This is a genomic window from Lentzea sp. NPDC059081, assembly GCF_042738015.1.
In the GTDB taxonomy this organism is placed as follows: domain Bacteria; phylum Actinomycetota; class Actinomycetes; order Mycobacteriales; family Pseudonocardiaceae; genus Lentzea.
This window is the reverse complement of record NZ_JBHYGW010000011.1, coordinates 1-20,753: the sequence shown is the minus strand read 5'-3', so window position 1 is coordinate 20,753 and position 20,753 is coordinate 1. Positions and strand designations below refer to the sequence as shown.

Sequence of the window (20,753 nt, the reverse complement as noted above, 5' to 3'; positions counted from 1 at the left end):
CACACCACTCACAGCGCGTCGATCTCCTTCAGCAACTGGTCCTTCACCTCAGCAGGCGCGTACGACGCGCGCACGGCGGACCGTGCGAGATCGGCGAGTTCGTCACGCCCGAACCCGAACTGCTCATGGCACACCAGGTACTCGCGATCGAGATCGGTGTGGAACATGCCGGGGTCGTCGGTGCTGATCGTCACCGGCACACCCGCCTCCACGAGCTTCGGCAACGGGTGGTCGTCCCAAGACTTCACCGCGCCCGTGCGGATGTTCGATGTCGGGCAGACCTCGACGACGACACCCTCGGCGGCGAGATGCCGCACCAACTCCGGATCCTGCACGGCGCTCACACCGTGCCCGATGCGTTCCGCCCGCAGATCGCGCACGGCCGCCCAGATCTCGCTCGGCGGCGTCGTTTCACCAGCGTGCGGCACCATGTGCAACCCGGCATCGCGCGCCATCGCGAACGCCTCGCGGAACCTCGCCCGCGGCGAGTCCGACTCGAACCCGCCCAGCCCGAACCCGACGAGGCCCTCCGGCCGGTGCTCGGCCGCGAACCGCGCGCTCGTCAAGCCCCAGTCGCGATCCCACACACCGGGCACGTCGAAGATCCACTGCAGGGCCACGCCGTGCACCGCGAGCGCTTCCTCCCGCCCCGCCGCCAACGCCTCGACCAGCTCGTCGGGCGCGATGCCGGCCCGCAGGTGACTCGTCGCGCTGATCGTCAGCTCCGCATACCGGACGTTGGTGCGCGCGGCGTCACGGGCGTACCCGGTGATCAGCGTGCGGACGTCCTCGCCGGTGGTGACCAGGTCGTTGACGACTCCGTAGACGTTGATGAAGTGCCGGAAGTCCGTGAACTCGTAGAACTTCCGCAACGCCTCCGCGTCGGTCGGCACGGGCCCGCCGGGGTGGTTGCGGGCGAGCGCGAGGACGGTGTCGACGGAAGCCGCGCCCACGAGGTGGACGTGCAGCTCGGCCTTCGGCAGGGAGTGGACGAAGTCGGAAATGTGCACGGTCCATGCTCTCAGGTCAAGGGCCGTTCGACGGGTGACATGTCTTGCAGTCAAAGGAGAGGGTGCAGGGCGAATCCCTGTCTCTGGCTTCCGCATTGGGGGTGCCTCGTGAGGGGCGCACGAAGAGTCGCACTGCTGACGGCGGTGCTGGTACTGCCATTCCTGCCCGCGACGGCCCAGGCCGCAGAAGGACCGGTGTTCCAGGACGGCGAGGCGCAACCCGTCTTCGACCCGAAGGACGTGGTGAAGGAGAGCCTCTGGGTCCGCGCGCCGGTCGACAGCGACCGCGACGGCAAGGACGACGAGGTCTACACCGAGGTGGTCCGGCCGCGCGCCACCGAACGCGGCCTCAAGGTCCCGGTCGTCTACATGGTCAGCCCGTACTTCTCGGGCGGCAACGACGTCGCCAACCACAACGTCGACGTCGAGCTGTACGTGCCGGACAAGCGCAACGGCCGTCTGCTCAAGTCCTCCTCCGACGAACGCATCACCGCCGCTCTCGGACCGAACCCGATCACGTCGGGTCGTTACGAGGCCTACTTCATCTCCCGCGGCTACGCGGTCGTCTACGCCGAGTCGCTCGGCACGGGCAAGTCGACGGGCTGCCCCACGACGGGTGACGTCAACGAGACGATCGGCGCGCGCGTCGTCGTCGACTGGCTCAACGGCCGTGCGTCCGCGCGCACCGCGACGGGCGAGGCCATCAAGGCCACCTGGTCGACCGGCAAGACCGGCATGATGGGCGTCTCCTACAACGGAACGCTGCCCAACGCCGTTGCCTCCACAGGCGTGCGCGGCCTAGAAGCCATCGTGCCGATCGCCGCGATCTCCAGCTGGTACGACTACTACCGCGCGGACGGCGCCGTCGTCGCGCCCGGCACGTTCCAGGGCGAGGACGCCGACGTGCTCGCCGAGTACGTCTACACCCGTGCCGACCGGGAGATCTGCAAGCCGGTCATCGCGGAGATCGCGCGCGACCAGGACCGGATCACCGGCGACTACACCAGGTTCTGGGACAAGCGGAACTACCTCAACGACGTCGGCAAGGTCCGCGCCGCCGTCCTCGCGGTCCACGGGCTCAACGACACGAACGTCAAGATGACGCACGTCGAGCAGTGGTACTCGGCGTTGAAGAAGGTCGGTGTGCCGCACAAGATCTGGCTGCACCAGTCCGGCCACACGGACCCCGACACGCTGCGCTCGGCCGAGTGGCGCCGCACGCTGAACCGCTGGTTCACCCAGTACCTCTGGGGTCACCGCAACGGCGTCGACAAGGAGCCGAAGGCGACGGTGCAGCGCGAGGACAAGACGTGGGTCGACGAGAAGGACTGGCCGGCTCCCGGCACGTCCGGCGTGCGGCTGCGCCTGTCCCCTGGCGGATCGGCCAAGGGCGGTCTCGGCGTCCTGCCCGGCCGCGGTGTGGAGAAGCTGACCGACGACGCGACGAAGACGGCCGAGTCGTTGATCGACCAGGCGACGTCGCCGAACCGGCTCTCCTACGCGACCGAGCCGGCGCGGAAGCCGGTGCGCCTGTCCGGCAAGACGACGGCACACCTGCGGCTCGCGTTCGACCGGCCCGCCGCCAACGTGACGACGCTCCTGGTCGACCGGGCCGCCGACGGCACGTCGTACGTCATCACGCGGGGCTCGACCGACCCGCAGAACAGGGAGCGGCCGGACAGGACGTCGCCGATCAAGCCCGGCAAGTTCTACGACGTGGACGTGCCGATCGTGCCCGACGACTACCTCCTGCAGGCCGGGCACCGGCTCGAGTTCGTGCTGATCTCCAGCGACTACGACTACACCCTGCGCCCGCAGCCGGGTGCGGGCCTGTCGCTGGACCTCGCCCGGACATCGGTGGAGCTGCCCGTCGTCGGCGGCTGGCGCGCCGTGCTCCAAGGGTTCTGATGTGACGCCGCGCTTCGGTCCCCGTCCGTTCCGAAAGGACCGAAGCGCGGCACCCTAACACCCACCCCCGACAAAACCCCCGCTCCAAGCCGCTCAAGATCTCGACCTGTCCACAACCGCGAAGTTGTCCACAGCTTCCCGCTCACCCCACCACCACCCCCGTCCCGTCCACCACTGTGGGTCCATGCCCACCACCCTCCCGAAACCGATCCGGGTGCACGACGCCGGCGACCTCTACGCCGCGATCCCGCACCTGATGGGGTTCCACCCGGCGGACTCGCTCGTCGTGCTGGTGCTGAGAGAAGGCATGGTCAGCATGACCATGCGCGTCGACCTGCCCCGCCCACGACATAGGGGCTTCCTCGCCGCCCAGCTGCAGACCCCGCTGCTCGAGCAAGGCGCCGCCGACGTGATCCTCGTGGTCGTGTGCGCGCCGTCCGAGCACATGCCGGAGGAGCTGCCGCACGAACCGCTCGTCACCGCACTCAGAAACACGTTGGGCGGGGTGGGTATCGACGTCGTCGATGCCGTGTGGCTGCCGGCGTGCGAGAAGGACGCGCGCTGGCTCTGTTACCTGGATGTCGACTGCCACGGGACGTTGCCCGATCCCCGTCTGTCCGCCGTGGCGGCCGCGACAGCACACGACGGCAACGTGACCTTCGAGTCACGTGCCGCGCTGGCCGCGATCGCCGCGCTCGACCCACCGGAAGCGCTGGAACGCCGGTCCGCGTTGCTCGACGAGCTCATCACGAGCTCGGGCGAGCCCGACCCCGGCGTGGAACTGCACCGGGTGCGCGACGCGATCGACGCCGTCGAGGACCGCAAGGGACAGTTGCCGGACGCGGAGATCGTCGCGCTGGCAAGGGCCTTGGCGGTACCGGACGTGCGGGACGCGAGCATGGGGTTCGCGGCACTGCCCAAGTCCAGGCAGGCCGAGCGGCTGTGGCTCGAGCTCACCAGGACGTGCCCGGCGCCCGAACGCGCAGAACCCGCGTGCCTGCTGGCTTTCTACGCCTACCAGCGCGGCGACGGAGGTCTCGCGTCCATCGCGATCGACGCGGCCGAGGACGCCTGCCCGGGCCACACCCTGACCAAGCTCCTCCGTGCCGCCCTGAGCGCGGCGTTCCCGCCGGAAGAGATGAGGGCGATGTCCAGGAAGTACCTGGACAGCGCCCGTCGGTTGCTCAGGACCGCTCAGAGCAGCTCCGGCCGCTCCCACTCCTGATCCAGGACGTGCTCGGCCAGGAACGCCCACACCGTCTCGTACCAGACCCGAGAGTTGCCAGGGGTGAGGATCCAATGGTTTTCGGTGGGGAAGTAGAGGTACTTCGCGGTGACGCCGTGGCGGACGAGGTCGAAGTACAGCCGGTGTCCCTCGCCGATCGGGACCCGGTAGTCCTTGTCGCCGTGGATGACGAGCATCGGGGTCTTGATGTCCGCGACCCGCAGGTGCGGGGAGTTGGCCTGGATCCGCTCCGGCCGGGTGAGGGGGTCGCCCATCTCCCGCATCCAGAAGTACGAGGCGTCCGTGCCGCCGGAGAACGCGTCGAGGTGCCAGAGGGACGCGTGGGTGACGATCGCGCGGAAGCGGTCCGTCTGGGTGGCGATCCAGTTGGCCATGTAACCGCCGAACGAGCCGCCCATCGCCGCGGTCCGGGAGGCGTCGATGTCGTCCCGCTCGACCGCGACGTCCGTGATGGCCATGAGGTCGGTGTAGGGCTCTGCACCCCAGCGACCCCAGCCGGCCTTGATGAAGTCGGGCCCGTACCCGGTGGACAGCGCGGGGTCGGGCAGCAGGATGGCGTAGCCGCGGGCGGCCATCAGCCACGGGTTCCAGCGCCAGGTCCAGCCGTTCCAGCTCATCACCGGGCCACCGTGCACCCACAGGACGAGCGGGGCTGGGGAGTCGGCGGAGGCGCCTTCGGGCAGCACCAGCCAGGAGCGGACGGTCCGGCCGTCGGCGACGACGGTGGAGATCTCCGTGAGGGTGCCGGGCACCGAGGCGAGGGCGCCGGGGGCACGCAGCCGCTCGGGGTCCTGGTCGGCGCCGGAGGAGGCGAACCGCACTGGCTGTGGAGGGTGGTCCACCGAGTTGCGCAGTGCGTACAGCGTCTGGCCGTCCGGGCTCACCAGCAGGTCGCTGTAATAGCCGGAGACCGTCAGCTTCGTGATCTCGCCGCTGCCGAGGTCGAGACGCCAGACCGGCTGGTGACCGAGGTGGCTCGCGGTGAAGAAGACCGCCGATCCGTCCGGGCTCACCACCGGGTGATCCGGTTCCTCCTGGAAGCCGGGCGCCAGTGGTGTGACCGAGCCGTCGGACACCTCGACGCGCACCAGGTCCCGCCGGTGGGGGGAGTCCGGAGTGGACTCGCGGAACCGGATCGCGATCACGGCGGTCGAGTCCGGCGTGAACGCGGCGCCGCCGAACGAGTACCCGTCCTCGGAGGCGATGGTCCGCGACGCACCTCCGCCGGTGGCCACGACCCTGAGCTCGGTCCTGCGGCCGTAGGAGGCGCTGACGTCGACGTCGTGGCCGAAGACGGCCCACTTCCCGTCCGGGCTGAGGGCGATGTCCTCGTCGCTGAGCCTGCTCTCGGCGTCCTCGCTCAGCGCCGTGACGGTCTCCGCGGTGACGTCCCCGAGCGGGGCGGAGAACAGGCGCGGGTAGGCGGGGCCGAGGTCCGCGTCCCAGTACCGGATCGGGTACGACTCGTGCAGGATCGCCGTGACGCCGGCGTCCTCGCGGTCCTTGCGCTTGGCGTCGTCCTCGTCACCGAACTCCGTGAAGCGGTACGCCGACGACGTGAAGAGCACCGTCTCGCCCGCCGCGCGCAGCTGACCGACTCCGCCTCCTGGCCGGAGCACCTCGGCGGCCTCACCGCTGGCCGGAAGCCGCCACAGCGCCTTCTTGTCCTTGCCCTCGCCCGGCTTCGCGAGCGGGTCCGGGCGCGCGGACAGGAACAGCAGCGACCCGTCCGGGGCGAACACGGGGGAGGAGTCCCCCTTGGCGGACCGGGTGAGCCGCACGGCGTCCCGCTCGCCGAAGGGGTCGACCTCCCAGAGGGCGCCCTGCCAGGTCTTGCCGTCCGGGGCGAGCGAGGAGACGACTGTGACGAGCCGCGTGCCGTCCGGGGACAGCGCGAGCGAGCCGAGGCGCGGGGTGGCGTTGTAGCTCTCGAAGGAGGCGAAGTCGGTCATCCCGGATCAGGCTCCGTGCCGGGCGCGGGTGAACTCCCACGCGTCGCTGACGATGCCCGCGAGGTCGGCGCGCTCGGGCTTCCAGCCGAGGTCGGTGCGTGCCCGCTCGGCCGACGCGACCAGGACGGCCGGATCGCCGGCACGCCTCTCGGCGACGACGGCGGGGATCGGGTGACCCGTGACCTCGCGGCAGGTCTCGATGACCTGCTTGACGGAGAAGCCGGTGCCGTTGCCGAGGTTGTAGATCCGGTGCTCGCCGGTGGTGGCGTGGTCGAGCGCGAGGAGGTGGGCGTCCGCGAGGTCCACGACGTGGATGTAGTCGCGGATGCAGGTGCCGTCCTCGGTGGGCCAGTCCTCGCCGTAGATCGAGATGTGCTCGCGCTGCCCGAGAGCGACCTGCAGCACCAGCGGGATGAGGTGGGTCTCGGTCGCGTGCCGCTCGCCGATGCTGCCGTAGGCGCCGGCGACGTTGAAGTACCGCAGGCTCATCGCCGCCAGGCCGTGCGCCGCCGCGTACGACGTGATCGCGTGGTCGATGGCCAGCTTGGTGGCGCCGTAGGTGTTGGTCGGCGCGGTGGGAGCCGTCTCGGGGATCGGCACCTCCCGCGGCTCGCCGTACGTCGCGGCAGTCGAGGAGAAGACGAGCTTCGGCGTGCCGTGCTCCTTCATGGCGTCGAGCAGGCGAATCGCCGTCAGGACGTTACCCGTCCAGTACTTGCCGGGGTCCTGCATGGACTCGCCGACGAGCGACTTCGCCGCGAAGTGCAGGACGCCGTCGAACCCTTCTGCGAGGACATCGCCGATGACCTCGGCGATGTCACCCCGGATGAAGCGCGCTCCCGCGGGGACGGCGTCCTCGTGCCCGGTCGAGAGGTCGTCGAGGACGACCACCTCGTGTCCGGCTTCGAGCAGCCTGGCAGCGCACACGCTGCCGACGTATCCGGCCCCGCCCGTGACGAGCAGCTTCACCACAGTCCTCGCATTCCTGGTCAAGATCGTCGTTCGCTACCGGTCCCTGCCCGCGCCCGCGGACGGAACCGCCGTGAAGAGCCTCGGCCGCGTGAGCGAGCGCGAGGCGAAGGCGGCGAGCACGGACCGCTCGACCTCGTCGTGCCGCTCGACGGGCACGAGGGCGATGGCCGAGCCGCCGAAGCCGCCGCCGGTCATCCTGGCGCCGAGAGCACCGGCCGCCATCGCGGAGTCGACGGCGACGTCGAGCTCGAGGCAGGAGACCCGGTAGTCGTCCCGCAGGCTCGCGTGCGAGCCGGACAGGAGCGGGCCGACGCCGGCGAGGTCGCCCGCGCGGAGCAGCTCGACGGCGCGCAGGACCCGGTCGTTCTCGGTCACGACGTGCCGCACCAGCGGACGCAGCTCTTCGGGCAGCCGGACGAGCGTCTGGTCGAGCTCGGCGATGTCGACGTCCCGCAGCGCGGGGATGCCGAGGATCTCGGCGGCGCGCTCGCAGCCGGCCCGCCGGGCGCCGTAGCCGCCGTCGACGTGGGAGTGGCTGGCACGGGTGTCGATGACGAGCACCTCGAGCCCGCTGGCAGCCGCGTCGAACGCGACCTGCTCCGCCTTGCCGGCGCGCACGTCGTAGAACAGCGCGTGCGCTTCGACGCAGCACAGCGATGCGGTCTGGTCCAGGATGCCGGTCGGCGCGCCCACGAAGTCGTTCTCGGACCGCTGCACCCAGCGCGCGATGTCCGGCAGTTCGGCGTCGACGCCGGCGAGACCGAGCAGGGCGAGCGCGATGGCGCACTCGAGCGCGTGCGAGGAGGAGAGGCCGGCGCCCGCGGGCACGTCGCCCGCGATGACGAGGTCGACCCCGCCGGTCACGGCGATGCCCTGCTCGCGCAGGGCCCAGGCGACGCCGCTGGGGTACGCGGCCCACCCCTTGACGGTCTTGGGGACTAGGTCGGCCACCACGGCGGGGTCCGCGGTCTGCACCCCGCCGTCGTCGCCGGTCGTGCTGACGGTCAGCACGCCATCGGTGCGGGCCGAGGCCGCCACCGCGATGCGGTGCGGCAGGGCGAACGGCAGCACGAAGCCGTCGTTGTAGTCGGTGTGCTCACCGATGAGGTTGACGCGGCCAGGAGCCGACCAGACCCCTTCGGGGGCGCGTTCGTGCAGGCGCTGGAACGCCTCGGCCGCCTTCGCAGCCGGTGTCGTCGACTGGGTCACCGGGCGAGCACCAGGACGGCGTGGGCGACCGCGGGGTCGAGCTCCGCCGTGTTGCCTTCGCTGCCGCGCACCTGGACGACCTTCGCGCCACCCAGCGCCCCGACCTCCACGATGCCGCCCGGCACGACCCCGGCGTCCTTCAGGTCGGCCATCAGGTCCGGGTCGAGCTGGACGTGCTCGGCGATGCGGCGGATCTCGACGCGGCCACCGCCGCGGCGGGCCACCTCGTCGACGCGCACCAGGTCCGCCTCGGCGGGCGGGGCCGGCTCGCCGTCGCCCAGCTTGTCGAGGCCGGGGATCGGGTTGCCGTAGGGCGAGGTGGTGGGGTTGCCGAGCAGCTTGACGAGCTTGCGTTCGACCGCCTCGCTCATCACGTGCTCCCAGCGGCACGCCTCGCTGTGCACGTGCTCCCACTCGAGACCGATGATGTCCACGAGGAGGCGCTCGGCGAGCCGGTGCTTGCGCATGACGGCGATCGCGAGGTTGCGGCCCTGCTCGGTGAGTTCGAGGTGGCGGTCCTCCGCCACGACCACCAGGCCGTCGCGCTCCATGCGGCCGACGGTCTGGCTCACCGTCGGTCCACTTTGGCCGAGGCGCTCGGCGATGCGGGCGCGCAGTGGCACCACGCCCTCTTCTTCGAGCTCGTAGATCGTGCGGAGATACATCTCCGTGGTGTCGATGAGGTCGTTCACACCCGCTCCCCTTCGTGTGGTGTCAATGGTAGTCGTGCCGGGGGACACAGGTGTCCGCGCGGGTGCAGGATGTGAGCCGTGCATCCCTTGATCACTCCTGAGGCCCTCGCCGATGCGCTGAGTGCACGTCCGGCCACCGTCGTGCTGGACGTCCGGTGGCGTCTCGGCGGACCACCCGGACGCCAAGACTACGAGGTCAGCCACATTCCTGGCGCGGTGTACGTGGATCTGGACACGGAGCTGTCGGCCCCGCCCGGTGCCGGCGGCAGGCATCCGCTGCCGGAGCCCGAGCGGTTGCAGGAGGTGCTGCGCCGCGCGGGCGTGCGCGAGGGCGGTCGGGTCGTGGCGTACGACACGGCGGACGGCTCGGTCGCCGCGCGGGTGTGGTGGCTGCTGCGGTGGGCCGGGTACGGCGAGGTCGCTGTGCTGGACGGCGGGTTCGCCGCGTGGGAGGCGGCCGGGCTGCCCGTCACCGCGGACGTGCCGGTGGTGCTGGAGGGCGAGGCCGCCGGTGACGTGGTCGTGCGGCCGGGCCAGATGCCCGTGCTGGACGCGGACGAGGCGGCGGCGCTCGCCCAGGAAGGCGTGCTGCTCGACGCGCGGGCGGCGCCGCGGTACCGCGGCGACACCGAGCCGGTCGACCCCAAGGCGGGGCACATCCCCGGCGCGCTCAACGCGCCGACGACCGGGCACGTCGGCGCGGACGGGCGTTGGCTCGGCGCGGCCGAGTTGGCCGAGCGGTTCGCCGGCCTCGGTGTGTCGGGCGATGCCGCGGTGGGGGCCTACTGCGGGTCGGGCGTGACGGCCTCGTCCGTGGTGCTTGCGCTGGAGGTCGCGGGGATCACGTCGGCCGAGAAGCCGGCCGCCCTGTACGCCGGGTCGTGGTCCAACTGGTGCGCGCTCGATCGCGAGGTCGCCACCGGCGGCTGACGACGGCGACATCGTCGCGGTCGGCATCGCTGCGGCCGGCACTGCTACCGCTGCGACCGGCAACGAGGCGGCGGCACCGAAGCGGGTGATGCTGACGTCGGTCGGCGATCGACGTGGTTGGCGGCCGAGCTGCTCGGCCGCTGAGGTGGCTGGCCGTCGGCGCGGGCGGCCTACCACGGTGGCGGGCGGCGGGGGTTGTCAGGCGTTCGGGATGCGGTCGAAGCCCTGCTTGGCGAGCTTCAGGGCGATGGCGCAGGTGTCGATCTCGTCGATCGCCAGCACGCTCACCGAGAAGGCCTGGGTGATGACGTCCGGGTCGTCGGTCAGCATGACGGTGACCTGGCAGTCCTCGTCGGACGCGGTGACCTGCCACGCGGTGTTGCCGCCGATGTCGATCTGCTTCTTCTCGCCGTCCTCGTCCACCGCCTCGGGGACCGTGACCAGCTGGGTGATGACGGTCGAGGGGCTCGTGGTGGTGACGATGCAGCCGCCGTCCGCCGAGGCCTTGCCGCCGGTTGCGGCCTCGATGTCGGCCGCCTTGAGCACGCCGCAGGTGTCCAGGCCGGTGGACTTCTTCTTCGTGCCGATCTTCACGTCCCCCGCCTTCTGCGTGGTGGGGCTAGTGGGCTTCGTGGCCGAGGTGCTGGTCGGCGCCTTTCGCGAGGTCGGGGTCGGCGCGGTCGGCTTGGTGGTGGTCGCGTTGGTGTCGGCGATGGCCGAGCCCTTGACCTGTTCGCTGCAGCCCGTGACGGCGGCGAGTGTCAGGCCCAGTGCGAGGAGGATGGCCGCTGGTCGCAGTTGCATGTCGCCTCTGACCCCTGTTCGGTGAGATCGGTTCCGGTTCGGGGCCCGGAGGCGTGCCGAGGTGCGTCACTGTAAGCGGTGGCCGGGGCCTGGGCACGCGTGTCGGGGTGGTGGCGGCCGAAGTGTGATCCCGGCGCTCTGACCACCGGGTGAGCGGATCGGTGGGTAGGTTCTGGGCATGGGTAAGCCGGCCGCTGTTGTCTGGGACAGGTCCTTCCTCGGGTACGACCTCGGTGGCGACCATCCGCTCAACCCCGTCCGGCTCGACCTGACGGTGCGGCTCGCCACGGCGCTCGGGGTGCTCGACGGCGTTGAGCTGCTGGTGCCGGAGGCGGCCAGTGACGAGGAGATCGAGCTCGTCCACAAGCCCGGTTACCTGAGCGCGGTGCAGGCGGCGCCGACGGCCGGGTGGGACGTCGGGCATGGCCTCGGCACGGCGGACAACCCCGTGTTCGAGCGGATGCACGAGGCGTCGGCGCTGGTGGTGGGCGGGTCGCTGGCGGCGGCTCGTGCCATCGCGTCGGGGGAGGCGGACCGGGCGGTCAACATCGCCGGTGGGCTGCACCACGCCATGCCGGACAGCGCGGCCGGGTTCTGCGTCTACAACGACTGCGCGGTGGCCATCGAGTGGTTGTTGCGCAGCGGGGTCGAGCGCATCGCATACGTCGATGTCGACGTGCACCACGGCGACGGGGTGCAGACGGCGTTCTGGGACGACCCGCGGGTGTTGACGATCTCGTTGCACCAGCATCCGATGAGCCTGTGGCCGGGCACCGGGTGGGCCGGCGAGATCGGTGGCGCCGGGGCCGAGGGGAGTGCGGTCAACGTGCCGTTGCCCGCAGGGACGCGGGACGGCGGGTGGTTCCGGGCGTTCCACGCGACGGTGCCGGCGCTGCTGAAGGCGTTCCGGCCGCAGGTGCTGGTCACGCAGTGCGGTGTCGACACGCACAAGGAGGACCCGCTCGCGGACCTGTCGCTCAGCGTCGACGGGCATCGGGCGATCTACCGGGCGTTCCGGGACATCGTGAACGAGCACGGGTACAAGTGGCTCGCGCTCGGCGGTGGCGGATACGAGCTGCTCAGGGTGGTGCCACGGTCGTGGACGCACCTGCTGGCGACCTTGCTCGACCGCGACGTCGACCCCGAGCGGCCGCTGCCGGCGGACTGGGTGGCGCACGCGACACGCGTCGCGCCCGGCTGGCCGTTGCCCGCCTCGATGACCGATGGGTGCGACCCTGGGTACCAGCCGTGGGGCGGCGACACGGAGGAGCCGGTCGACAAGGCGGTCCGCGACACGCGTCGCGCGGTGTTCCCGCTGCACGGACTCGACCCGGACGACCCCAGGGACTGAAACCGCGATGGGTGCCAGAGATCCGTTCGACTTCCCCCGGCAGTGGGAGGCGGACGTCGTCCTCAGTGACGGCGGCACCGTCCACCTGCGGCCGATCACGCCCGACGACGCCGAGAAGCTGCGCGAGTTCCACGGCCGGCTGTCCGAGCGGACGCGGTACTTCCGCTACTTCGGGCCCTACCCGCGCATCCCGCAGCGCGACCTCGAGCGGTTCAGCACCGTCGACCACCACGACCGGGTGGCGATCATCGCGCTGCTCGGCGACGACATCGTCGCCGTCGGCCGGTTCGACCGGCTGCACCACGGGCAGAGCGCCGAGGTCGCCTTCGTCGTCCAGGACGGCCACCAGGGGCGCGGGCTGGGCAGCATCCTGCTCGAGCACCTCGCCGCCGCGGCCAGGGAGGTCGGGCTCACCCGGTTCGAGGCCGAGGTGCTCGCCGAGAACGGGCAGATGGTCCGGGTGTTCCGCGACGCCGGCTACCAGGTCAGCAGGGCGTTCGAGGAGGGCGTGCTGCACCTGGAGTTCGCGATCGACCCCACCGACGCCTCCGTCGCCGTCGCCAGGGCCCGCGAGCAGGCCGCCGAGGCCCGCAGCGTGCACAACCTGCTGCACCCGCGCAGCGTCGCCGTCATCGGCGCCTCCACCGATCCCACCAAGATCGGGCACGCCGTCCTCAAGAACCTCCTCGAGGCCGACTTCAACGGTCCCGTCTACCCCGTCAACGCTGAGCACCGCGCCGTCCGGGGCGTGCGGGCCTACCCGACGGTGCTGGACATCCCCGACGACGTCGACCTCGCCGTCGTCGCCGTGCCCGCCGCCAGCGTCGACGAGGTCATGGACGGCTGCCTCGCCAAAGGGGTGAAGGCGCTCGTCGTCGTCAGCTCCGGCTACGGCGAGACGGGGCCGGACGGGTTGTCGGCCGAACGCAGGCTGGCCGCCGAGGCGAGAGCGCACGGCATGCGCGTCGTCGGCCCGAACGCGCTCGGCGTGCTCAACCTCGACCCCAAGGTCCGCCTCAACGCGAGCCTCGCCCCGCACCTGCCGGCACGGGGCCGCGCGGGCTTCTTCTGCCAGTCCGGCGCCCTCGGCACGGCCATCCTCGCCAACGCCGCGGGGTGGGGGCTGGGCTTGTCCACGTTCGTTTCCGCCGGCAACCGCGCCGACGTCTCCGGCAACGACCTGTTGCAGTACTGGGAGACCGACCCGTCGACCGACGTCGTGCTGCTCTACCTGGAGTCGTTCGGCAACCCGCGCAAGTTCGCCCGGCTCGCGCGCCGGCTCGGCCGCACCAAGCCCATCGTCGCGGTGAAGTCCGGCCGCCACGCCGTCGTGCCCGGCCTCGCCGCCACCGCCGCGAAGGTCGACGAGGCGAGCGTCCAGGCGCTGTTCGAACAGGCCGGCGTCATCCGGGTCGACTCGCTGGCCCAGCTGTTCGACACGGCGCTCCTGCTCGCTCACCAGCCGTTGCCCGCGGGCAAGCGCGTCGCCGTCGTCGGCAACTCCACGGCGATCGGCCTGCTCGCCGCCGACACGCTGCTCGCCCAGGACCTCGACCTCGCGGGCGACCCCGTCGACGTCGGCGCCCAGGCCACCCCCGAGGAGTTCGCGAAAGCGGTCAAGGAAGCCCTCGACCGCCCCGACACCGACGCGCTCGTCGTCGTGTTCGTGCCGCCGATCGCGGTTCCCGGTACGGCGTACGCGCGCGCCATCAAAGAATCCGCACACCGAACGAAACCGATCGTCTCGACGTTCCTCGCGGTCGAGGGCATTCCGGACGAGCTGAAAATGCCGGGCAAGGGCTCGATTCCCAGCTATGCCAGTCCGGAACGCGCCGTGCTCGCATTGGCGCGAGCCATCCGTTATGCGCGGTGGCGTGCGGCTCCCCAGGGCAACTTCATCCGGCCGGACGGCATCGACACCGAACGCGCGCGTTCCTTTGTGGACGACGTCGTGACCGAACGCAGGATGGACGACCACGCGGCCGTCGAACTCCTGAAGTGCTATGGCATCGACGTCGTGCCATTCCGAATCGCGACCAGCGCCGAGGAAGCGGTTCAGGCGGCGACCGAACTCGGATTCCCCGTCGCGATGAAAGCCACCAGCGAACGCCTGCGCCACCGCACCGACCTCGTCGGCGTCCGGCTCGACGTCGCGCAGCAGGAGTCGGTCAGGGCCGCCTACCACGACCTCGCGGAGCTCTCGGGCAAACCGGACGTGTACGTGCAACGCATGGCGCCCAAGGGAGTCAGCTGCGTCCTCGGCCTGCAGGACGACCCGAGCTTCGGCACGCTGGTCTGGTTCGGACTGTCGGGCCTCGTCAGCGACCTGCTCGGCGACCGCGCCTACCGGGCGGTACCCCTCACCGACACCGACGCGGCGGAACTGGTTGCGGCACCGAAAGCAGCGCCTCTGCTCACCGGTTATCGAGGTGACGAACCGGCGGATCTGAAAGCACTTCAGGAATTGGTACTCCGTTTGGCTGCCCTGGCCGAGGACCTTCCGGAGGTGCGTTCGTTGAAACTCGAACCTGTACTTGCTTCTGCCGCAGGCGCTTTCGTGAGCAGTGCCCGCGTAGTTGTCGGTCCACCACCATCTCTGCACGACGCCGGACCTCGTCGCCTGCGCTGATGCGGTTACGGCAACGATTCCGTACGTTTCATTCGCGCTGAGGTATGGACATGCGTCGCAGCGCCGCTTAGGTTTCCCGCATCGCCGGCCGAGCACCACCCTCATGCGCCGGCGCATGTCCGTGGACGAACCCGTGGGTCGACGCTGCAGAGGGACGAATGACACCGAGAGCGCTTCTCCGCCTGGTTGCGACAACTTGCGCCGCCGTTCTTCTTCTGGCTTCGTGCGGCGGCGGTGACGAGTCCACCATGGCTGGAAAGGTCAGCTCCAACGACAAGATGACGATCGCGGTGTCGTTTGACCAGCCGGGTCTGTCGGTGCGCAGGCTCGACGGCAGCTACCGCGGGTTCGACGTCGACGTCGCCAAGTACATCGCGAACGAGCTCGGCGTCAGCGAGGACGGCATCACCTGGCGGGAGGCGCAGCCCGGCAACCGGGAGACGCTCCTGACCAGCGGTCAGGCGGACCTCGTCGTCTCCACCTACTCGATCACGGACAAGCGCAAGCAGATCGTCGACTTCGTCGGCCCGTACTTCGTCGCGGGCCAGGACCTGCTGGTGCGCTACAACGAGAAGCGGATCAGCGGCCCGAAGTCGCTCAACTCCAGCCTGCGCCTGTGCTCCACGGCCGGCTCCACGTCCGCCGCGTACGTCAAGGAGCAGTTCGCCAAGGACGTGAACCTGGTCGAGTACGCGAAGTTCAGCGACTGCGTCACCGCGCTGCTGGCCAACAACGTCGACGCCGTCACCACCGACGACGTGCTGCTCGCCGGGTACGCCGCCCAGAACCCCGAGCTGCTGCGCGTGGTCGGCGACCCGTTCAGCAAGGAGGAGTACGGCGTCGGCCTGCACCGCAACGACCCCGGCAGCAAGGCGAAGGTCCAGGCCGCGCTGCAGAAGATGATCGACAGCGGTGCCTGGAAGAAGTCGCTGGAGGCCAACATCGGATCTTCCGGCTACAAGATCCCCGACCCGCCGAAGCTCGCGAGCTGATCAGACGGCCTGTGACGTAGGCTCACGCCACGTGAACCGCGTCCCGCCGCACCGCGCTGATCGACCCGTTCGCGCGGGCATCCCAGAACACGGCCGTGTCCCGCGCTACTACGCGGTCAAGGCAGAGCTGTTCGACCTCGTCGAGACCCTCGGTGAGGGCACCGTCCTGCCCTCCGAGCGGGAGCTCGCCGAAAGGTTCTCCGTCTCGCGCGTCACGCTCCGCCAGGCCGTCAGCGAACTGGTCCTCGAAGGCAAGCTCATCCGCCGCCAGGGCAGCGGCACGTTCGTCGCGCCGCCGAAGCTCGTGCAGCCGTTGTCGCTGGTCAGCTACACCGAGGGGATGCGCCGTCAGGGCGTCGAGCCGAACCGCACCGTCATCACGGTCGAGGAGCTCGGCGCCGACGAGGGCCTCGCGCGCGACCTGATGGTCGAACCCGGTGACCCGGTCGTGCACCTCGAACGCGTGCTGCTCGCCGACGACGAACGCATCGGGCTCGAGTCCACGTACCTGAGCCTCGGCCGTTTTCCGGATCTGCTGGACAAGCTCGACCCCGCCGGATCGCTCTACGCGTGCCTCACCGAACGCCTCGGCGTGCGGTTCGCGGAGGCGGAGGAACGGGTCGAGACGGTGCTCGCGACACCCCGCGAGGCGTTGCTGATCGGCACCAACCCGGCGTTGCCGATGCTGTTGCTGCACCGGGTGTCCTACGACGTCGACGGTCACCCGATCGAACGCGCCCGGTCGCTGTACCGGGGTGACCGCTTCAGCTTCGTCGCGAGGCTGCACGCGGACCGCTGAAAGGGGGAGCGGGAACGTCGTCCACTGTGGACCGCGATTCCTTTCGGGCCCCAACGAATGCATTTCTCCGGTGACTGCGGGTCACCGGATCCCGTGCGGGCACAGGAAGAGACCGCCCGTTCGCACTCGTTTCCCGTTCCGGCCGCGGATGTACTGTTGACGGCACGATCTCAGGATTTCCGCAATGATGCGGGAGGAGCGGGGGTGTGCCGTGTCATTCAAGGCGGAGTTCCTCGCTGAGCTCGAGGACTGCCTGCGCGGCTATGGCGCGGTCCCGGTGAGCAAACCCGGCGCCCTCGCACTGTTCATCGAGTTCGTGCGAGCTCTTCCGGAGAGCGATCAGAGACTGCGCTGTCTCGAAGGCGTCGACCAGGGTTCCGGCTCGTTCTGGAACAACCCGGCGGTGTGGTGGGAGCAGGTGCCGCGGTTCGGCGCGGGAGTGGCGCGGTGCGGGTCGGCGGAGTGCCGCAAGCTGCTCGACGACATGCTCGACGAGGCCATCAGCGACGAGATCGACGTGCTGGAGATGGAGATCCGCGAGCTCCCCAGCTAGCGAACGGGTCCGGACATGCCTGCCGGCGCCGTCGCCTGTTACGGCCACGACGCCGGGGCTTCCACACCTATTTCACGGCGACGAGCGACTTGAAGAGTTCCCGATAGCGGTGGAGAGCCAGTCGCAGGTCCTCGGTCTGTGGATCACCGTTTCCCTTGAGCTGCTCGGTCAGGGACCGGTGCCGGCTGGTCAGCTCCTCGAGCGCCCGGGCCACGAGCTCGTCGGCCTTGCGGACGGCCGCCTTCGGGTCGTCCACGAAGTCGTACTGCACCGCCTGCCACTCGTCCTCGAGCTTGCTGGACGAACGCTGCGCGGTGGTGTCCTGCGTGCGGTGCGCCGCCTGCTCCGACGTGGGCCGGGACGGCACCTGCTGGGACTGGGTGTGCTGGGACGAGCTGTGCTGGGACTGGGTGTGCTGCGGCGACTGCTGCCGGTGCGTCTGCTCCGCGGTGCGGTCGGCCTGCTCCGCGGTGCGATCGGTGTGCTGGGTGCGCTCCGCGTTCCGCTCGGCGTCGTGCCGGTCGGCCTGCTGAGCGCGTTCGGCCTGCTGGGTCCTTTCGGACTGCTGCGCCCGTTCGGACTGCTGGGCGCGTTCAGCCTGCTGCGCACGTTCGGACTGCTGCGCCCGCTCCGACTGCTCTGCCCGCTCGGCCTGCGTCGCACGGTCGGTCTGCAAAGACCCCTCGGCGTGCTGCTGCTGCGGCCGCGCCGGGGTGGGCGTGGGAACCGCGTGGGTGGGGGTCTCAGACATCGGACTTCTCCTTCCGCACGGCTTCGGTTTCCTTGCGCGGCGCGGTGCCGTGCTCGAGCAGGTCGGTGAACAGCTCGCGGTAGTGCACCATCGCGGTGCGCAGGTCCTCGGTGCTCGCCTCGCCGATCTCCTGGCGCTCCGAGATGTCGTGCGCCTTGCGGTAGTGCTCGAGGGTGCGGGCGTGCTCGACGGACAGCACGCTCAGCTGGGCCTCGTACCCCTCGGTGGGGTACCCGCGCTCGGCCATCAGGTCGGTCACCAACCGGTCGGCGTCCGCGATCGCGCTCTCCGGCGAGTCGACGAACTTCGTCTGCACGGTCGCCCAGTGCCGGCGGTAACTCTCCTGCGCCGACGGGGAAAGCGGCTTCAGGTCGAACTCGCTGTGGCGGTGCTCCCGCTCGGCGAGCTCCTTCTCCGCGGCGGATCTGCTGTCGCTCTGCGAGACCGCGCGGTCGTATTCGGGGCCGAAGCGGTCGCGCAGCTTCTTGCGCTGCATGGCGGGCCTCAGCACGATCCAGAGGATCACTGCTGCCGCCACGATCGCGACCACAACGCCGATGATGGCGCCCGTTGACATGGAAAAACCTCCAAGACAGGCAAACTCTCTGGCTGTCCGGGAGGCTTTCCAGTTCACCCACACGGGAAACATTCAACCCTTGATACAAACCACCTGCTTGAGCTTCGCGACCACTTCGACCAGGTCGGACTGGTTCGCCATGACGGTGTCGATGTCCTTGTAGGCACCGGGAATCTCGTCGACGACGCCCGAGTCCTTGCGGCACTCGACCCCACTTGTCTGGTCGGCGAGATCCTGCGCGGTGAACGTCTTGCGGGCCTTGTTCCTGGACATCCTCCGGCCGGCGCCGTGCGACGCCGACTCGAACGAGTCCGGGTTCCCGAGCCCGCGCACGATGTACGAGCCGGTGCCCATCGAGCCCGGGATGATGCCCAGCTCGCCCCGCCCCGCCCGGATCGCTCCCTTGCGCGTCACCAGGACGTCCTCACCGAAGTGGTTCTCCTCGGCGACGTAGTTGTGGTCGCAGAGCAAACTATTGGACCTGCATCAACATCGGGTGGCGTGGGACAAACGTGGGACGAGATAGCTTGGCACGATGCACGGAGGCCCGCGCCCAATGAGTCTGGGCGCGGGCCTCCGTGTCCCTCAATCAGCGGCCGAACTCGTCGGCCTTCGCGGCTTCGATGAACATCGACAAGGCCAAGGGCCCGAACCCCAGTACCTGCGTCGGATTCTTCGAGTCGCGCACCGCGACGAGGTCGCCTGCCAACTCGATGCAGTCCTGACCGGTACTGCTGTATGAACTCTTGCGCCAGCGCCGATCCTCTGCCATCGGCTATCTCCATTTACTGTTGAGGATTTCGGCGATGAGAGCTGCCGTGTCTTCAGCGCTCATCGCCACCTCGCGGACCTCCTGGGCCGCGATTCTGTAGGCGTCAACATCCGCCGCGCCGTAGAGGAAGACGCCCGTCCTGTGGTGTTCAAGGTGGACGGTCGACGGCTCGCCCTCCTCGAACTGGTAGACGATGAACGGCCCGATGAGCCCAGGATGAAAGTCGTTAGCGTCGGACACCGCATGCAAACTGACAGACGGCAGTTCCGTCATCTTCAGAAGGTGTTCGAGTTGCTCGGGCATTACGGACTGCCCGCCGATGTGCTGCCGTAACGCAGCCTCGTGAATCACAGCCGTCAGCTCGATCGGGTCAGGACGAGTAAGGGCATCGCGGCGCCCCATCCTCATGGTTACTCGCGCCTCTACCTCGGTGCCGCCACCGCCGAAGATTGCGCGGGCATACCGACTCGTTTGCAACATGCCGGGAATCAGGAGCGGCGACCAGTCGAAGATCTTTCGCGCGCGACGCTCGTTATCGAGAACGGCGGCAAGCCGTTCCGATACGCCCGGCAATCCAGTCGTGAGATAGCTTGACTCCGCTGCCGCTCGCGCAAGCACGATGATCCGCTCGCGGTCCTCCTCGGAGAGTCCGAGCTTCTCCAGCACCGTCGTGACGACCTCCACGGACGGGATGCGCTTCAAGTTGACCCACTGCGAAATCATGCTGTGGGCCACGCCAGTGAGTCGCGCCGTCGGGCGGACTCCACCGCTTCGCTGGACGAGCTCGTTCAGAGCGGCCGCCAGGTTGCGCGCACTCGGTTTCGATGCGGGATCGGTCACGAACCACACAGTACGACGTACCACCCTCTCGTGAGATGTAGCCCGATCGGTGCATTGCGGGGTGGTTCGTGACCACCCAGGATGGTCACGAACCACCGTGACCGTTCTGCCGAGGAGGCTTGCTGTGTCCGACGGCCGTATCGAGATTCCCTGCCATGACGCCACCGGCCGGCCGAGAGCGCTCGCGGTTTCTGTCATCGACGGCGCGGTGTGCCTCGCGATCCCTACCCCGGCGGCGTGCCTGAGGTGGCATGAGCTCGACCAGCTGCAGCGCGCGCTCGCCGAGATGCGGACGCAGATGCCCGGAACTCCCGCGTGACTTCGCGGTCCCGCGACCGCCAACCGTGTCGGTGGTCGCACATGCGCGACGGGCGGCGGTGCGCGCTTGCGGCAGCTGCGCCCGCACCCGTCGCGCCTACGAACCTGGCGCAGACCCCCGAACGCAGGCCGCCACATGGGCTGCTGGCGACAACCTGCTGCTGCGTCAGTGAGGCGCGGCACCTCGGCCCTCCTCTCCGAGGTCGAGGTGCCGCGCCACCCGAAAAGCCTGCCGCCCGGTTTGTGGGAACACGGGCGGCCGCGGCGCCGGATCGGGTCCGGCCGGCGCCGCCTCATGCGCGGCGTTCGGGCGGCGTGCGCGCCTCAGCAGCGGTCGGCGCTGCACCTGCTACCGCCGCGCGAGTGGACAGTTTGTGGACAACTTGCCGACTCGCGTAACGCCTCGTTCCTGTTGCCCGACTACCCGACCGACCCGCCCAGTCCAGGA

The 20,753-nt window shown here is 69.9% G+C and carries 19 protein-coding genes and 1 pseudogene; 9 read left to right on the top strand and 11 right to left on the bottom strand.

What is annotated here, in order from left to right:
• Positions 1-8: 8 nt before the first annotated feature.
• Positions 9-1,010: an adenosine deaminase gene (add, locus tag ACFWV3_RS23950; protein ID WP_382413820.1), complete on the bottom strand. Its 1,002-nt coding sequence runs from the start codon at positions 1,008-1,010 to the stop codon at positions 9-11.
• 108 nt (positions 1,011-1,118) lie between these two features.
• On the opposite strand from add, the gene ACFWV3_RS23945 reads away from it, so the two are divergent.
• Positions 1,119-2,918: a Xaa-Pro dipeptidyl-peptidase gene (locus tag ACFWV3_RS23945; RefSeq protein WP_382413819.1), complete on the top strand. Its 1,800-nt coding sequence runs from the start codon at positions 1,119-1,121 to the stop codon at positions 2,916-2,918.
• A 184-nt stretch (positions 2,919-3,102) separates the two neighbouring features.
• On the top strand, positions 3,103-4,143 hold the full coding sequence (locus ACFWV3_RS23940; RefSeq protein WP_382413818.1) for a DUF4192 domain-containing protein: 1,041 nt from the start codon (positions 3,103-3,105) through the stop codon (positions 4,141-4,143).
• Here the strand turns inward: ACFWV3_RS23940 and ACFWV3_RS23935 are convergent.
• The 4 genes from ACFWV3_RS23935 to ACFWV3_RS23920 are packed head-to-tail and all read right to left on the bottom strand — an operon-like array spanning position 4,113 to position 8,989.
• Complete coding sequence (locus ACFWV3_RS23935; protein WP_382413817.1) at positions 4,113-6,116, bottom strand: S9 family peptidase; 2,004 nt, start codon at positions 6,114-6,116, stop codon at positions 4,113-4,115. The genes ACFWV3_RS23940 and ACFWV3_RS23935 overlap by 31 nt on opposite strands.
• A gap of 6 nt (positions 6,117-6,122) precedes the next feature.
• Positions 6,123-7,085, bottom strand: coding sequence for a UDP-glucose 4-epimerase GalE (gene galE / locus ACFWV3_RS23930; protein ID WP_382413816.1), 963 nt, complete (start codon positions 7,083-7,085; stop codon positions 6,123-6,125).
• 36 nt (positions 7,086-7,121) lie between these two features.
• Positions 7,122-8,297, bottom strand: coding sequence for a galactokinase (gene galK, locus ACFWV3_RS23925; protein WP_382413815.1), 1,176 nt, complete (start codon positions 8,295-8,297; stop codon positions 7,122-7,124).
• A complete protein-coding gene (locus ACFWV3_RS23920) occupies positions 8,294-8,989 on the bottom strand; it encodes an iron dependent repressor, metal binding and dimerization domain protein (RefSeq protein WP_382413813.1) in 696 nt (231 codons plus the stop codon). The genes galK and ACFWV3_RS23920 overlap by 4 nt, the downstream gene beginning before the upstream one ends.
• 78 nt (positions 8,990-9,067) lie before the next feature.
• Here ACFWV3_RS23920 and ACFWV3_RS23915 point away from each other — a divergent pair, with 78 nt between their 5' ends.
• On the top strand, positions 9,068-9,919 hold the full coding sequence (locus ACFWV3_RS23915) for a sulfurtransferase (RefSeq protein ID WP_382413812.1): 852 nt from the start codon (positions 9,068-9,070) through the stop codon (positions 9,917-9,919).
• A gap of 198 nt (positions 9,920-10,117) precedes the next feature.
• Here the strand turns inward: ACFWV3_RS23915 and ACFWV3_RS23910 are convergent, their stop codons facing one another.
• A complete protein-coding gene (locus tag ACFWV3_RS23910) occupies positions 10,118-10,723 on the bottom strand; it encodes a hypothetical protein (RefSeq protein WP_382413811.1) in 606 nt (201 codons plus the stop codon).
• Positions 10,724-10,901: 178 nt separating this feature from the next.
• Here ACFWV3_RS23910 and ACFWV3_RS23905 point away from each other — a divergent pair, with 178 nt between their 5' ends.
• The 5 genes from ACFWV3_RS23905 to ACFWV3_RS23885 all read left to right on the top strand — a co-directional run bounded on the left by ACFWV3_RS23905 (position 10,902) and on the right by ACFWV3_RS23885 (position 17,047).
• Complete coding sequence (locus ACFWV3_RS23905) at positions 10,902-12,074, top strand: acetoin utilization protein AcuC (RefSeq protein ID WP_382413810.1); 1,173 nt, start codon at positions 10,902-10,904, stop codon at positions 12,072-12,074.
• A 7-nt stretch (positions 12,075-12,081) separates the two neighbouring features.
• Positions 12,082-14,703 (top strand): GNAT family N-acetyltransferase, encoded by a 2,622-nt coding sequence (locus ACFWV3_RS23900; protein ID WP_382413808.1) that lies wholly within the window; start codon positions 12,082-12,084, stop codon positions 14,701-14,703.
• A 248-nt stretch (positions 14,704-14,951) separates the two neighbouring features.
• Positions 14,952-15,695 carry a glutamate ABC transporter substrate-binding protein gene (locus tag ACFWV3_RS23895; RefSeq protein ID WP_382413806.1) on the top strand — a complete coding sequence of 248 codons (744 nt, stop codon included), beginning with the start codon at positions 14,952-14,954 and terminating at the stop codon, positions 15,693-15,695.
• Between the two features lie 31 nt (positions 15,696-15,726).
• A complete protein-coding gene (locus ACFWV3_RS23890; protein ID WP_382413804.1) occupies positions 15,727-16,494 on the top strand; it encodes a GntR family transcriptional regulator in 768 nt (255 codons plus the stop codon).
• 211 nt (positions 16,495-16,705) lie between these two features.
• Entirely contained in the window at positions 16,706-17,047 is a 342-nt protein-coding gene (locus ACFWV3_RS23885; RefSeq protein ID WP_382413803.1) for a hypothetical protein, read from the top strand.
• A 67-nt stretch (positions 17,048-17,114) separates the two neighbouring features.
• On the opposite strand, the gene ACFWV3_RS23880 is transcribed toward ACFWV3_RS23885, so the two are convergent.
• The 5 genes and pseudogenes from ACFWV3_RS23880 to ACFWV3_RS23860 form a co-directional block, all read right to left on the bottom strand.
• Complete coding sequence (locus tag ACFWV3_RS23880) at positions 17,115-17,798, bottom strand: hypothetical protein (RefSeq protein WP_382413801.1); 684 nt, start codon at positions 17,796-17,798, stop codon at positions 17,115-17,117.
• Positions 17,791-18,375: a hypothetical protein gene (locus ACFWV3_RS23875; RefSeq protein ID WP_382413800.1), complete on the bottom strand. Its 585-nt coding sequence runs from the start codon at positions 18,373-18,375 to the stop codon at positions 17,791-17,793. The genes ACFWV3_RS23880 and ACFWV3_RS23875 overlap by 8 nt, the downstream gene beginning before the upstream one ends.
• A gap of 72 nt (positions 18,376-18,447) precedes the next feature.
• Positions 18,448-18,840, bottom strand: a pseudogene (locus tag ACFWV3_RS23870) (RtcB family protein); the annotation flags it as partial.
• 124 nt (positions 18,841-18,964) lie between these two features.
• The gene (locus tag ACFWV3_RS23865; protein ID WP_382413799.1) at positions 18,965-19,147 is read right to left on the bottom strand and encodes a DUF397 domain-containing protein; all 183 of its coding nucleotides are present in this window, start codon (positions 19,145-19,147) and stop codon (positions 18,965-18,967) included.
• A 3-nt stretch (positions 19,148-19,150) separates the two neighbouring features.
• Positions 19,151-19,987: a Scr1 family TA system antitoxin-like transcriptional regulator gene (locus ACFWV3_RS23860; RefSeq protein WP_382413797.1), complete on the bottom strand. Its 837-nt coding sequence runs from the start codon at positions 19,985-19,987 to the stop codon at positions 19,151-19,153.
• A gap of 124 nt (positions 19,988-20,111) precedes the next feature.
• On the opposite strand from ACFWV3_RS23860, the gene ACFWV3_RS23855 reads away from it, so the two are divergent.
• Positions 20,112-20,306: a hypothetical protein gene (locus ACFWV3_RS23855; protein WP_382413796.1), complete on the top strand. Its 195-nt coding sequence runs from the start codon at positions 20,112-20,114 to the stop codon at positions 20,304-20,306.
• Positions 20,307-20,753 lie beyond the last annotated feature (447 nt).